The 13,355-nt window shown below is 69.0% G+C and carries 12 protein-coding genes and 1 tRNA gene; 11 read left to right on the plus strand and 2 right to left on the minus strand.

The genetic code is table 11. The features are described from left to right. Window positions 1-19: 19 nt before the first annotated feature. Entirely contained in the window at window positions 20-2,227 is a 2,208-nt protein-coding gene (locus L324_RS31770) for an MMPL family transporter (RefSeq protein ID WP_037317446.1), read from the plus strand. Then, window positions 2,220-2,942, plus strand: coding sequence for a class I SAM-dependent methyltransferase (locus L324_RS31775; RefSeq protein WP_037317449.1), 723 nt, complete (start codon window positions 2,220-2,222; stop codon window positions 2,940-2,942). The genes L324_RS31770 and L324_RS31775 overlap by 8 nt, the downstream gene beginning before the upstream one ends. Here L324_RS31775 and L324_RS31780 read toward each other — a convergent pair. Then, window positions 2,939-4,309 (minus strand): UTP--glucose-1-phosphate uridylyltransferase, encoded by a 1,371-nt coding sequence (locus L324_RS31780; RefSeq protein WP_037317451.1) that lies wholly within the window; start codon window positions 4,307-4,309, stop codon window positions 2,939-2,941. The genes L324_RS31775 and L324_RS31780 overlap by 4 nt on opposite strands. A gap of 31 nt (window positions 4,310-4,340) precedes the next feature. Continuing rightward, window positions 4,341-4,913: a 5-formyltetrahydrofolate cyclo-ligase gene (locus L324_RS31785; RefSeq protein WP_051174256.1), complete on the minus strand. Its 573-nt coding sequence runs from the start codon at window positions 4,911-4,913 to the stop codon at window positions 4,341-4,343. Between the two features lie 218 nt (window positions 4,914-5,131). Between L324_RS31785 and glp the strand changes: the two genes are divergently transcribed. The 9 genes from glp to L324_RS31830 all read left to right on the plus strand — a co-directional run bounded on the left by glp (window position 5,132) and on the right by L324_RS31830 (window position 13,355). Then, a complete protein-coding gene (glp, locus tag L324_RS31790) occupies window positions 5,132-6,403 on the plus strand; it encodes a molybdotransferase-like divisome protein Glp (RefSeq protein ID WP_037317457.1) in 1,272 nt (423 codons plus the stop codon). Next, the gene (locus tag L324_RS31795; protein WP_037317459.1) at window positions 6,403-7,074 is read left to right on the plus strand and encodes a GNAT family N-acetyltransferase; all 672 of its coding nucleotides are present in this window, start codon (window positions 6,403-6,405) and stop codon (window positions 7,072-7,074) included. The genes glp and L324_RS31795 overlap by 1 nt, the downstream gene beginning before the upstream one ends. A gap of 161 nt (window positions 7,075-7,235) precedes the next feature. Beyond that, window positions 7,236-8,039, plus strand: coding sequence for a divisome protein SepX/GlpR (gene sepX / locus L324_RS31800; RefSeq protein ID WP_037317462.1), 804 nt, complete (start codon window positions 7,236-7,238; stop codon window positions 8,037-8,039). A gap of 70 nt (window positions 8,040-8,109) precedes the next feature. Next, window positions 8,110-8,182, plus strand: a tRNA-Ala gene (locus L324_RS31805). A gap of 317 nt (window positions 8,183-8,499) precedes the next feature. Continuing rightward, window positions 8,500-9,861 carry a DUF6002 family protein gene (locus L324_RS42910; RefSeq protein ID WP_051174199.1) on the plus strand — a complete coding sequence of 454 codons (1,362 nt, stop codon included), beginning with the start codon at window positions 8,500-8,502 and terminating at the stop codon, window positions 9,859-9,861. Further along, window positions 9,861-11,021 (plus strand): GNAT family N-acetyltransferase, encoded by a 1,161-nt coding sequence (locus tag L324_RS44155; RefSeq protein WP_037317464.1) that lies wholly within the window; start codon window positions 9,861-9,863, stop codon window positions 11,019-11,021. The genes L324_RS42910 and L324_RS44155 overlap by 1 nt, the downstream gene beginning before the upstream one ends. Beyond that, window positions 11,018-11,545, plus strand: a complete 528-nt coding sequence (locus tag L324_RS42570) for a thiamine pyrophosphate-binding protein (RefSeq protein WP_051174201.1) — start codon at window positions 11,018-11,020, stop codon at window positions 11,543-11,545. The genes L324_RS44155 and L324_RS42570 overlap by 4 nt, the downstream gene beginning before the upstream one ends. Then, window positions 11,542-12,117: a thiamine pyrophosphate-dependent enzyme gene (locus L324_RS31825; protein ID WP_051174202.1), complete on the plus strand. Its 576-nt coding sequence runs from the start codon at window positions 11,542-11,544 to the stop codon at window positions 12,115-12,117. Before L324_RS42570 ends, L324_RS31825 begins: the two co-directional genes overlap by 4 nt. Continuing rightward, window positions 12,114-13,355 (plus strand): MFS transporter, encoded by a 1,242-nt coding sequence (locus tag L324_RS31830; RefSeq protein WP_037317466.1) that lies wholly within the window; start codon window positions 12,114-12,116, stop codon window positions 13,353-13,355. Before L324_RS31825 ends, L324_RS31830 begins: the two co-directional genes overlap by 4 nt.

A 13,355-nucleotide genomic window follows, 5' to 3' on the forward strand; every position in this document is an offset into this window, starting at 1 on the left:
ACGCAAAGGACTGTAGTTCATGCTGCCCGAAAACAACTCGCGCGCTCCGGTGACCGAGCGGATCGCCACCTGGTCCCTGAGGCATCGCGCGCTCACCCTCGTCGGCTGGGTCGCCCTGGTACTGATCGCCCTGGCGGCGGGAACGCTGCTGGACGGCGAAAGCCGTCGCAGTACCGATCCCGGGGAATCCGGCCGCGCGCAGACCGCCTTGAACGCCCAGAACACCTTCGATCCCTTACGCGAGAACGTTCTCGTCGAGGCGAAGAACCCCGGTTCGCCGCCCTTCGCCGCCGACGAGCAGGTCAGGCGGGCGACCGAGGACCTGGTCACCACGCTCACCCGGTCCGGCGCCGTCGCCGAGGTCCGGTCGCCGCTGGCCACCGAAGGCGCCGACCGGGTCTCGGGTGACGGCCGGTCCGGTCTGGTCGGCTTTTCGATCGCGGGCGGGGAGAGGGACATCCGCTCGAACTTCGAGACCGCGGCGGCGCGGGTCGAGGAGGTTTCGGCCCGGCATCCGTCGGTGCGGCTGGGCCTCTCCGGCGATCTCAGCCTCTCCTCCGTGGTCGACAAGGGCATCCGGCAGGACGTCCAGCGGTCGGAGTTCCTTTCCCTGCCACTGACGCTGGTGATCCTGCTGATCGTGTTCGGCGCGCTGGTCGCCGCGTCGGTCCCGTTGCTGCTGGCCGGCACGAGTGTCGCGGCGACGTTCGGGTTCCTCTCCGTCGTCGACGACCTCACCCCGATCAACAGCGCGACGACGGTGATCACCCTCCTCATCGGGATGGCGGTCGGTGTCGACTACTCGCTGTTCTTCCTCAGGCGGCAACGAGAAGAACGGTCGCGGGGCCACTCCGTCGACGACGCGATCCGGGTCTCGGCGAGGACGTCCGGACACGTCGTGGTCGTCTCCGGCGTCACGGTCGTGCTGTGCGTGAGCGGGCTGGCGATCACCGGGCTCGACAACTTCACCGGACTAGCGATCAGCACGGCGTTCGTGGTCGGCCTGGCCGTGCTCGGCGCGGTCACCGTGCTGCCCGCGCTGCTCTCACTGCTGGGCGACAAGGTCGATCGCGGCCGGATCCCCTGGCTGGGCAAGCGGCGCACCGCCGCGGAGAACTCGCGGTTCTGGTCCGCGACGGCACGGGTGGTCACCCGGCGGCCGGCGCTGTGGGGCGGGCTCGCGACCGCGCTGCTGATCCTGCTCACCTTGCCCGCGCTCGGTATGCGGCTGCAGGATCCGACACCGGCGGAAAGCCTGCCGCGATCGCTGGCGACGATCGACGCCGCCGTCCGCACCCAGGAAGCCTTTCCCGGGGTCGTCTATCCGGCGACGGTGGTGCTCACGGCGAAGGGCGGCGGACCGGTCGACAGTCCGGCGTTGCGGTCGGCGATCGCGGATCTCGACCGGCGGATCGGCGAAACCGGTGGCGCGCTGAACAAACCCCTCGCGGTCGCGAATGTCGACGAGGCGGTGGTCCTCCGCGTACCGCTGTCCGGCGCGGGCCGGGACGCCGAGGCCGACGCCGCGCTGGCGAAACTGCGCACCGAGCTGCTGCCCGCGACGGTCGGCGAGGTGACGGACGTCGAGTACGCGGTGTCGGGACGCACGGCGAACGCCCGCGACTTCGCCGACCGGGTCATCGAGCGGATGCCGCTGGTCTTCGGGTTCGTCCTGCTGGCCGCGTTCGTGTTGCTGCTGCTGGCTTTCCGGTCCGTGGCGGTGTCGCTCGTGTCGATCGCGCTCAACCTGCTCTCGATCGGCGCGGCCTACGGCGTGCTCACCTGGATCTTCCAGGACGGGCATTTCGCTTCACTGCTGGGTTTCACCCCGTACGGCGGGGTGGTCGGCTGGCTGCCGATGTTCATGTTCGTCCTGCTGCTCGGCTTGAGCATGGACTACCACATCTTCATCCTCAGCCGGATCCGTGAACGCCGGGCCGACGGCGCCGTCGCCGCCATCATCCGCGGCACCGGCACCAGCGCGGGGGTGGTCAGCAGCGCCGCGGTGATCATGGTGGGCGTGTTCAGCGTCTTCATCACGCTGAGCGCGATCGAGTACAAGATGATGGGCGTCGGAATGGCGGTCGCCGTGCTGATCGACGCCACACTGGTCCGCGGGGTGCTCCTGCCCGCGTTCCTCGCGCTGCTGGGAGAACGGCTCTGGCAGCCGGGCCGTAAATCCCTCGCACCCGCACGCGTACCGGAACTATCGTCGCCGAATGCCTGACGCGCTCTTCGCCCACGCCCGGCTCGCACCGATCTACGACGCTTTCGACGGCGCTCGCGACGATCTGGACCACTATCTCGCCATCATCGGCGAGCTCGGGGCCAGGAGAGTGCTCGACGTCGGCTGCGGTACCGGCTGCCTGGCCGTTCTCCTGGCCGGACGCGGGATCGAGGTCGTGGGGGTCGATCCGGCCGAGGCGTCACTGGAGATCGCGAAGGCCAAGGACCCGGAAGGGAAGATCACCTGGATCCACGGTGACGCCGGAACGGTGGGCGAGGTGGGTGCCGATCTCGCCGTGATGACCGGGAACGTGGCTCAGGTCTTCCTGACCGACGACGAATGGAGGCGGACTCTCGAAGGCATCCACACCGCGCTGGCACCGGGTGGGCACCTGGTGTTCGAGATCCGGCGTCCCGGTCGCCGCGTCTGGGAGGACTGGGCCGTCGACACCGCGCACGACACGCGTGACGTCCCGGGCGTCGGCGAGGTCGAGCAGTGGCGTGAGGTCACCGAGGTGAACCTGCCGTTCGTCTCGTTCCGGTACACCTACCGGTTCTCCGACGGGGAGGTCGTCACCTCGGATTCGACCCTGTGGTTCCGCGAGCGCGAAGACCTGGAGGCCTTGCTGGGCGAACACGGCTTCCGCGTCCTGGACGTCCGGGACGCCCCGGACCGTCCAGGACGCGAGTACGTGTTCATCGCCCAGCGTGGCTAGAGGACTTCGCCGTCCGGAATGGTTTTCGGTCCGGTGACCTTCACGTCGCCCCGGACGACGACGTTCTTGCCGAAGGTGACGTCGCCTTCCACTTCAAGGCTCGTGCACTCCTTGAGCGAAGGGGCGGAGGGGATACGCGCGTCGAAGTCCGGCAAGAGCTTGTAGAACTCCTTGCTCAACGAGACGACCGGCGGGGTGGTGAACTCCGGGATCAGCTCCCCGCCGGGGTCGAGCACGTAGGCGTCGGAGCGGACGACGAGCAGGTCGTCGGTGGTCTTGACCGGCGCGAACCGGCTGCGCGGGATCTCGATGGCCCGCGCGCCCTCGACCGAGCCGATCGCCGCGCCCATCGCCGTTTCGAGCTGGATCACCGGGGTGCTGGCGGAATCGGCCGGATCGACGGTCTTCCGGTTCACGATCAGCGGCAGCACCGGGGCCGCCGGATCGGCGTCCTGCAGTTCCTTCAGCCGTTCGAGGTCGAACCAGATGTTGTTGGTGTTGAAGAAACGCCATTTGGCGACATCGCCGAACGAGTCGTCGCCGTCGGGGACCTGCGCGGATTCACGCAGCACGATCCGGCCCGCGCGCAGCGCGAGATGCCCGCCCTTGCGGTCGGCCGCGGTGCCGAGCACGGTCTCCATCGCGAAGGGGATGTTCTCCTTGGCGAGCCACGCGGCGATCCGGGCGTCCGGGAGCGCGCCGAGGTTGTCGGCGTTGGACACGAAGCACCAGCGGATGCCCTGTGCCAGCAGCAGGTCGAGCATCCCGCTCACCGCGAGCGCGATGTAGATGTCGCCGTGTCCCGGCGGGCACCATTCGAGTTCCGGGTTGGCGGGCCACTCGACGGGCCGCCCGTCGGCGGTGATCTTCGGTTCGCGGCCCTGTAGGAAGTCGGCCGGGATGACCTCGTCGGCGAGATCGGGATACTTCTTCAGCAACTCGAGCGAAGGCTCGCGCGTGCCCGCCGAATTCATCAGGATCAGCGGAAGCCGGGCGTTGTACTTCTCGCGGGTCGAGAGCACCTGCATCGCGATGACGTCGAGGAACGTCTTGCCCGGTTTGATTTCCAGCAGCGATTTCGGCCCGGTGAGCCCCATGCTCGTGCCGAGTCCGCCGTTGAGTTTGAGGACGGCGGTGCGGTCCAGGACCCGGCGGGCTTCCCCGGCGTCCGGCTCGGGCAGATCCACGAGCCTGCTGATGTCATCGAGAGGTTCGAGTTCGTTTCCCGGCAATTCACCGGCGCCGGGTTCCGACAGCTGCTCGATGCGCCTTCGCAGGGCGGCCAGTTCCATGGCGTGTGCCCCGGCGGAACGCATTTTCGACAGCGTTTCGGCGAACTGATCGGACAGGTGCGCGTCAGAGCTCATTGTGCCCTTTCTGAACCACTGCGTCGGGGCGTCAGTGTATTACCGGTCGCGGGGCCGCCCCCTGATCCGGGGTCAGCACTCCGGTCATCCTGACGTCGTGCGGTTCCGACGGCAGCGCGTGCACGAGTTCGGCGTCCCGGACGACGGCGATCAGCGCGGCACCCGGCGCGGCGAAGGAGAGCGACCGGTCGTAGTACCCGGCACCGCGGCCGAGCCGGACGCCCTCGTCGTCGACCGCGAACGCGGGGATCAGCACCAGATCGGCCGTCCCCAGCGTGTCGGGACCGAGCCGTCGGCCCGTCGGTTCGAGCAGTCCGCGAAGCCGGCCCGGCGCGAGACTCGACGGTCCCTCGTAGGCGGCCCAGCCGAGCGGCCCCGGTTCGGCGGGGACGATCGGCAGCAGCACTCGTTTGCCCTGGTCGGCTAGTTGATCAAGGAGCAGTGCCGAGCCCGGTTCGGTCCCGAAGGGGACGTACGCGCAGACGACCGCACCCGGCAGGAGAGCGGCCGCGGCGGCCAGCGAAACCGCCTCCCGGGCCCGGTCTTCCGGCACCTGCGAACGTCGTTCGGCGGTTATCCGGGAACGCCACTCCGCTTTGCTCAGGTGCTCATTGCCGGGCTTGCCCACGTGGCCAGGTTAGGCTTCACGCCTATGACAGGCGCAGCGACCACCCCGGCGGCACGAACCATGAGGAGCTTGCCCGATCGGGCGATTTCCACGGCTTCGGACCGCATCACTCCTGGTAACGGTGGTGAACTTCAGTTCACCGACGGGCCTTCATCGCGTGCCTGGTCGAACGAACGGATCGAGATCCCGCAGTCATGACGGAGCCCATCGCCGAAGCGGCCGAGACCGAAGACGCGGGACCCTTCCGTTCCGTCGAGGATCAGATCGCGCTGACCCTGGACGCCGCGGTACGCCCGCGCCCGGTCCGGGTCGCCATCTCCGAGGCCCAAGGCCTCCTGTGCGCCGAAGAGGTCGTCGCCGAACACGCGCTGCCCGGTTTCGACCAGGCGGCCGTCGACGGTTACGCGGTGCGAAGTGTCGACGTCCGCACCGCGGGCCAGGAGCCGGTGGTGTTGCCGGTGGTCGGTGAGATCGCGGCCGGTTCGCGCCAGCCGCGGCGGCTGCAACCGGGCCAGGCCGTGCGGGTGGACACCGGCGCGCCGCTGCCCACCCTCGCCGACGCCGTCGTCCCGACCGCCTACACCGACGGTCACCAGGCCAAGGTCACCGTGCACAAGTCGGTGCCGTCCGCCGGTTACGTGCGCCGCACCGGCGAAGACGTGCAGATCGGTGACGTCGCCGTGCGCAAGGGCGACACCATCGGCTCGGCCCAGGTCGGCCTGCTCGCCGCGGTCGGCCGCGCGAAGGTGCTCGTCTACCCGCGGCCGCGGGTTTCGATCGTGTCCGTCGGCGACGAACTGGTCGACATCGACCGCACCCCGTCGGTCGGGCAGGTCTACGACGTCAACTCCTACGCCCTGTCCGCCGCCGCGCGGGACGCGGGCGCCGAGGTGAGCCGCGTCGGCATCGTGCCCGGTGACCCGAAACGGCTGCGCGAGATCGTCGAAGGCCGCCTGCTGATGTCGGAGATCGTCGTCGTCGCGGGCGGCGCCGGCGGGAGCGCGGGCGACGAGGTGCACGCGGCGCTGTCCGACCTCGGCCACATCGATATGACCCGCGTCGCCATGCACCCCGGTTCGGTGCAGGGTTTCGGCAGGCTCGGCCCCGATTCGGTGCCGACGTTCCTGATCCCCGGCAACCCGATGAGCGCGCTCGTCGTGTTCGAGGTCCTGGTCCGCCCGCTCATCCGCGCCGCGCGCGGCACCCGTAACCCGCATCGCCGGATCGTCGGCGCGCGGTTGCTCTCCCCGATCACCTCGACCAAGGGCCGGAAGGGCTTCCTGCGCGGGCAATTGCTGCGCGACGAGGGCAACGGCGAGTACCTGGTGCAGCCACTCGGCACTTCCGGCGCGCATCTGCTCGCGTCGCTGGCCGAGGCGAACTGCCTGATCAACATCGACGAGGACCTCACCGAGGTCGCCGCGGGCGAGCAGGTCAAGGTGACCTTCCTGGCCCAGCGAGCGTAATGGGCGCACCGATTTCCGGCGTCGCGTATCCGATCGAGAGCAGGCACCCGGGCTGGCCCGCGAAACTCGGGCCGCTCCGGGTGCCCGCCGGGGTACTGGCCGTCCGGCCGGTCCGGCTGCGGGACGCCGGCGACTGGAGCCGCATCCGGCTGCGGGACCGCGAGCACCTCGAGACGTGGGAACCGACCGGTGTCGGGCCCTGGCCGGATCGCAACGCGTTCTGGTCGTGGCCGTCGCAATGGGTCGCCCTGCGCGGACTGGCCCGGCGCGGGCAATGCCTCCCGTTCACCATCACGGTAGATGGACGCTTCGCCGGGCAGATCACTGTGGGTAACGTCATCCGGGCTTCGCTCCGGTCCGCCTGGATCGGTTACTGGGTGTCATCGGACATCGTCCGCGGCGGCGTCGCGACCGGCGCCGTCGCCCTCGTCACCGACCATGTCTTCGATTTCGGCGGGCTGCACCGCCTCGAGGCGACCGTCCGCCCCGAAAACACCCCCAGCCTGCGGGTTCTCACCAAAGCGGGGTACCGGCAAGAGGGCCTTTTCGAGCGCTATCTCGACGTCGCGGGCGGCTGGCGGGACCATTTCTGCTACGCCATCACCAAGGAGGAGACCGGTCACGGACTGGTGTCCCGGCTCGTCGCGAAGGGCCTCGCGGAGCGCGTTTGACCCCATCACGGGGCCGTTTCAGTGACCGCGTTACCACAAACTGTGAGATTCACCTAATTTGGTGATGCATTTTCCGTGATCGAAACCGGCGAGTCTGCGCGTCGTGTGTGACTGTTGTGGCTAGCGTGACTACAGCAGTGGATCGGGGGAGGTGACGGGAGATGCCCAGTTCGGTGATCATCGTCGCGCTCGCAGCGGCATGGCTCGTCGTTCTCGTGCCCATGGTCGCCCGCAAGCGCCAGCAGGTCGCGCGGACGGCCGACTCGGCCTTGGCGGCGCGAGTCGTGCGGAGCGGGAGCACACGCCACGAGGGACCGGAGGAGTTCGCCATGGCGGAGAACACGGAACCATCGGTAGAAGACGACCTGGCCGAGCTCGAGGCGGAACTCGACGCCGACCTCGAAGACGAGGAACCGGAAGCCGAACCGCTTCCGCAGCCCTCTCGCGCGCCCCGCACCGAAAGAGAACGCCAGAGCGCGGGCTACCGGCCCGGCCGAGGCGGCTTCGACCCCGAGGCGGCGGACATCGCGGCGCGGGCCAAGTACGCGTTCCGGCAACGGGTCGTCATCGCGCTACTGGTACTCGTGGTCACCACCGCGGTCGTCGCCGGCTTCCTGACGCCGATGGTCTGGTGGGCCAACGGCGTTGTCGACGCCGTCCTCATCGGCTACCTCGCCTACCTGCGCCGCCAGGTGCGGATCGAGAACGAGATCCGGCAGCGCCGCCTCGCCCGCTACAACAGCACCCGCGCCCCGCGCCGCCCGTCGATCGACGACGACGACGAATCCCACGAGGACATCGAGGTCGTCGCCGCCGAACGTCCGGAGGTCGTGGAGCGCAAACCGTCCCCGATGTCCCGTATCCGGCGCCAAGCCGTCGTCGTCGACCTCGACGACGAGGACCCGGCCTTCCACGAGCTCGACGAGCCCGGGACCAGGCCGTTCCGCCGGGCCGCCGGAGAGTGACCCCCCGTTTTGGGGCTCCATGAGCCACTGATAGGCTCATGGAGCTTCAAACAAGGGGCAAGCTTCACCAGGGGCTGTAGCGCAGTTGGTAGCGCGTCTCGTTCGCATCGAGAAGGTCAGGGGTTCGATTCCCCTCAGCTCCACAACAGGTCGAAAGGCCCTTCCCAGGGACATGGGAAGGGCCTTTTTGCTGCCCGTACAGCAGCGAAGTACAGCAGCAGCCCGTCGCGGCAGCCGCTCGACGACCGGTTCGCAGGAATTCTCGACCGCGCTACTTCCAAAGCAACAAACACCACCTGGTGCGAACCCCGTGTGAATCCACCCCCTTGAGAAGCAGGGAAAGAGGGCCTTAACGGCATCGGAACCCGACCGGACACCGCGCATTTTCGGAGACGCCCGTGTCCGCCTGGCGGGACGATGATTCTCGGCACAGCCCATTGTCGAGCCGAGGGACGAGGCCATGTCTGTCGCCTGGAACCAACCGACGACCGTCCCCGCCGCCGCGTTCTACGAGGGGATACGGCAGGCGATGGCCGTGGTGCGGAGGTCCCGTTCCGCGGTCGAGGATTTCGAACCCGAGTTCGCCCTGCCGGATCTGACGCCCGAACTGACCGAATTCTTTTCGGTGGCGGAGCTCAGATTCGCGGAACTCGGCACCGCCGGCCCCGCACGGCTCGTATTGCTCGATCTGATGGCGAATCCGGGGACCCGCACGGTCAAGACCCTGGCTTCACTGGTGATCGTGGCCAGGGCGGTCCGGCATATCGACCGGACCGGCGAACGGGTGATGATCCTGACGCCGTCGTCGGCGAACAAGGCGACCGCGCTGCGCGACGCGGTGCTGCGCGCCCACCGGTACGGGCTGGCCCGGCCTGACGACCTCCAGATCGTCACGCTGGTCCCCGACGCGGCCCGGCCGAAGCTGTGGGCCTCGACGCTGTCCGACGACGCCTGGCTGGCCGCGCGCAATCCGATGTGCGTGCTCGATCCCGAGCAGCCCTCGCACGTCAAGGAAATCGCCAAGCAGGCCCTGCGGAACAGCGCCCGGGAACTCTTCCGCACCAGCGGGGTCCGGCTGTGGCACACCCTCGATCTCGCCAACTACCAGGTCGCCGACACCGCCCGCGCGTTCGCCGAGCACGCCACCGCGCCCTTGCGCCCCGGGGTCACCAGGGCGCACGCGCATTCGGTGTCCAGTGCCTTCGGCCTGCTGGGCCACCACTTCGGGACGACGCTGCTGCCGGACGTCACGGAGACCTCGCAGTACTTCCTCGTGCAGCACCTGGCCACTCCGGACATGGTGCTGAGCCTGCACGGCATGACGCCGCCGGACTATCGCGCCGACCCCGGAACCGGTCTGTTCCACCAGGAAACGACACCGAGATATCCGCGGACGACGTTCGATCCCGCCGAGAACCTCGAAACGACGTTCTACACCCGCTCGCCCGCGACGTCGCCCGCCATGAACGAACTCATCCGGCGTCAGGGCGGCGGCGGGATCGTGGTGTCCCTGAACGAATGCCTCGGCCGCTACGCCGAGGCTCGCGCGCTGCTCGGGAACGCCGGGGTCACCCTGCCCGCGGATCCACGGGTAGTGCGTGAATGGTCGCTCGTGATGGCGATGACCGGGGTCCTCAACGCCATCGACCGGGGGCTGCTCGACGCCGACGAGGTCGTCGTCCACGGCTCCGGTTCCTACAGCGCCACGGACTACCGGCCGCTACCGGACCACGCGGTGCGCACGGTCGCCGACGCCGCCGATCTCTCCGCGGTGATCGCCGAAGCCGTGAGACCGGTCAGCTCGATCACCAAGGCCGCCTGATGGTCTCCCTCGCGCCCGCACTCGCCCGCCTGAAGTACCAGTGGACCGCGGGTACGGGAGCCTGGGCTCGCGGTCACCAGCTGTGGACCGGCCTGCCGGGCCGACGGTTCACGTCGGTGCTGTCCACCGTCCCCGACCGCTCGCTGTCCGTGGCCTACCAAGGGCTGCCGTCCGGCCTGACCTACATCTTGCCGTACCTGGCGGAACAACAGTCGGCACTGGCCGGACGAGTGTCCACAGTGGCCGGACCGCCGGTCACTTGGCGGCGGCTGCGCCACGGCTCACCGGACGCCGACCTCGTCGCCCTCGGCTGCTCGCGACGACGGGCGCTCGACCTTCCCACGGCACACTCGGTACTGCTCCCCTTCCGCGTGCACCAGCTGCTGGACATCGTCGGTGACGCCGAAGCCATGCACAAGACGGTGTCCGCCAACGAGCGGCGGCAGTTCGCGAAGCTGCGGCGGAAGTACGAATGGACGGCCGAGGTCGGCACCGGTGAAGAGGATCTCCTGTTCTTCTACGAGCGGATGCACCTGCCGACCATGGCTTCGAGGCACGGTGGAAGCGCCCGCAGTGTCGACCTCGACGTGGCGACGCACGAGCTGTTCCACAAAGGACGGTTGCTGTTCGTGACCGAGGGCGACAAACGGGTCGCCGGTGTCCTGGCCAGATTGGAGGACGGCGGCAAGGTCATGCGCATGCGGCTGCTCGGTGTGCTCGACGGGGACGAAACCCACTACCGCAGCGGCGCGGTGAAGGCCGTGTACTACCTGGCGATGGAATGGGCGGCGGGCAACCGGGTCTCGCGCATCGACTTCTCCAGCGCGGATCCCTACCCCGGCAAGGGTGTCTTCCAGTTCAAGCGCCGGTTCCATCCCACCCTGGTCCACGCCGAAAACCACTACCGCGACTACCGGGTGCACCTGCGGGCGACCAGGGACACGCCGCTGGTCCGCGATCTCCTGGTCGCCACCCCGATGCTCACGGTCGACAGCGCGGACCGGCTCGTCGCGGTCCACTTCTTCGACGGAACCCGGCCCGCCAAGGAGAACATCCGCGGCGACGGCCCCGGTGTCCACGCCACCCGCCTGGTCGACCTGGACGAGTTCCTGGCCGGACTGCCGGTCACTCCCCCTACCGAACGGACGACCCGCCGATGACGACCACAACTCAGGCTCCCGAAGCCGTCGATGTCGCACACCAGCTGTGCCACGATCTGACCAGCACGGGTTTCGGCCCGTTCTTCGGTACGCCGTGCGGGATTCTCGCACCGCTCTACCGTGCATTGGACGACCACGCCGGGCTCCTCACCGTCGCCAGGGAGGACAACGCGGTCGGTATCGCCGCGGGCGCCGTGCTCGCCGGGCGGCATCCGGTGGTCCTGATGCAGAACTCCGGCCTCGGCCAGTCGGTCAACGCGCTCGCGTCACTCGTCGAGCCCTACCGCCTCGGCATGCTGCTGATCGTCAGCCTCCGAGGGGTGGACCCCGACCCGACGCAGGAGAACCTGGTGATGGGCAGGCTCACCGAGCCGCTGCTGGCGGGTCTCGGGGTCGCGACCACCACACTCGGGCGCGACCAGAATCTCGCGGAGTCGGCCGGCTGGGCCGCGGACGTCGTCCAGCGGCAGGGCCGGACAGCCGCACTGCTGGTGCCGCCGCCGCTCTTCGGGTGGCACGCATGAACAAGACCGAAGCCATCCAAGCGATCCTCGACGCGACCTCGGTCCAGCCGATCGTGTTCACCACCGGCTTTTCGTCCCGGATCGCCAGCGGACTCGACGACCGGGCGAACCATTTCTACATGACCGGTTCGATGGGCCTCGCGTCCTCGGTCGGGATCGGCATCGCGCAGGCGAGCGGGCTGGCGACCCTGGTGGTCGACGGCGACGGCGCCGTGCTGATGAACCCGGTCGGCCTGATCACCGCCGGGGCACACGATTCGCTGCCGCTGGCGCATATCGTCCTCGACGACGGCCAGTATGCCTCGACGGGCGGCCAGGCTGTCCCGTCGCGGCCCGACCTCGGCGCGCTCGCCCGGGACTGTGGTTACCTGGAGGTCCACCGGGTCCACACCGACGGCGAACTGTCGGAGCTGCTGCGTGGCGTGCTGGCCCGCTGCTCCTCGCCGGTGTTCATCCACTGTGTGCTGCAAGGTGCCGAGCCCCCGGTACCGCCGAGGGTGGAGGCCGATCTCGGCGACCACGCCGCCCGGTTCGGCGCCAAGATCCGAGAGTTGGCGAAGGAGCGAGGGTGACCAAGGTCAAGCAGGTCCCAGGCAGGCCGGGCTACACGACGCTGGACTGGTGGCGGCGGCCGGTGGGCACGATCTACCTGGCCTCGCTGGTGCTGTCGGTCGGCAAGGGCGCGTGGTTCACCTGCTGGGCCCTGTTCTTCACCCAGTCAGCGGGGCTGACGACGGCCCAGTTCGGCATCGGCATCACGGCCGCGGGTCTGGTCGGCATGTTCGCCGGTGGCCCGTTCGGGTACTTGGCCGACCGGGTGGGCGCCCGTGAAGTCCTTTTCGGACTGCAGCTGGTCGAAGGCATCGCCATGCTCTGTTACCTGTTCGTGCGGGACTTCTGGCCGATCGCGCTGGTGACCTGCGTGATGGTCGCGTGCGAGCGCGCGGCGCCGGGGATCCGGATCGCGGTGATCTCCGGGCTGACCACCGGCCAGGAGCGGCTCGAAAGCATCTCCACCACCCGGGTGATGACGCAGGCGGGGATCGTGGTCGGCGCCGGGTTCGGCGCGATCGTGCTGTCGATCGACACCCGGGCCGCCTATCTCGCGCTGATCGTGTTCTGCGGAATCGCGAACCTCGGCTGTGCGGCACTGCTGCGGCGGGTGCCGCACGTGTCTTCGCTGCGCGACCTCAAGATCAAACGCGGGGTACTCGTACTGAAGGACCGGCCGTATCTGCTGATCACCTGTCTCAACGGATTGCTGGCGCTGTGCTTCGGCATGCTGACCGCCGGCGTTCCACTGTGGATCGCCGCGCACACCGGCTCGCCGCCATGGGTGATGGGCGTGCTCATCGGCTTCAACGCGGTGATGATCGTCCTGTTCCAGAACCGCGTTTCCCGCGCGGGCGCGACCGTGCGCGGCGCCGGGCGGCTGGGCCTGTGGGCCGGGATCCTGCTGACGGCGTCCTGTCTGGTCTTCGCGGCCAGCTACCACGCCACAGGCACCTTCGTCCTGATCGTGCTGATCGTCGCGGCCGCCATCCACGTCGCAGGCGAACTCTTCTTCATGGGCAGCGGCTTCGGGCTCTCGGTCGGGCTGACGCCAGACGACGCGCACGGCGAGTACCAGGGCCTGTTCAACACCGGTCAGGCGGCGGCGATCGCGCTCGCCCCGGGGATCATGACGGTCCTGCTGGTCGAGTGGGGCGTCACGGGCTGGTTCGTGCTCGCCGTCGTCTTCCTGGTCGCGGGCGCCGGAACGAAGCTGGTGGGCGACTGGGCGCTGAACAGGCGATCGGTGGAGGCCTGA

This window comes from Amycolatopsis orientalis DSM 40040 = KCTC 9412 (assembly GCF_000478275.1).
GTDB lineage: Bacteria > Actinomycetota > Actinomycetes > Mycobacteriales > Pseudonocardiaceae > Amycolatopsis > Amycolatopsis orientalis.

Bases quoted from the DNA above. Each gene is read 5' to 3' on its own strand.
- L324_RS31770 (WP_037317446.1), top strand. From the start codon at position 20: ATGCTGCCCGAAAACAACTCGCGCGCTCCGGTGACCGAGCGGATCGCC.
- L324_RS31775 (WP_037317449.1), top strand. From the start codon at position 2,220: ATGCCTGACGCGCTCTTCGCCCACGCCCGGCTCGCACCGATCTACGAC.
- L324_RS31780 (WP_037317451.1), bottom strand. From the start codon at position 4,309: ATGAGCTCTGACGCGCACCTGTCCGATCAGTTCGCCGAAACGCTGTCG.
- glp (WP_037317457.1), top strand. From the start codon at position 5,132: ATGACGGAGCCCATCGCCGAAGCGGCCGAGACCGAAGACGCGGGACCC.
- L324_RS31795 (WP_037317459.1), top strand. From the start codon at position 6,403: ATGGGCGCACCGATTTCCGGCGTCGCGTATCCGATCGAGAGCAGGCAC.
- sepX (WP_037317462.1), top strand. From the start codon at position 7,236: ATGCCCAGTTCGGTGATCATCGTCGCGCTCGCAGCGGCATGGCTCGTC.
- L324_RS42910 (WP_051174199.1), top strand. From the start codon at position 8,500: ATGTCTGTCGCCTGGAACCAACCGACGACCGTCCCCGCCGCCGCGTTC.
- L324_RS44155 (WP_037317464.1), top strand. From the start codon at position 9,861: ATGGTCTCCCTCGCGCCCGCACTCGCCCGCCTGAAGTACCAGTGGACC.
- L324_RS42570 (WP_051174201.1), top strand. From the start codon at position 11,018: ATGACGACCACAACTCAGGCTCCCGAAGCCGTCGATGTCGCACACCAG.
- L324_RS31825 (WP_051174202.1), top strand. From the start codon at position 11,542: ATGAACAAGACCGAAGCCATCCAAGCGATCCTCGACGCGACCTCGGTC.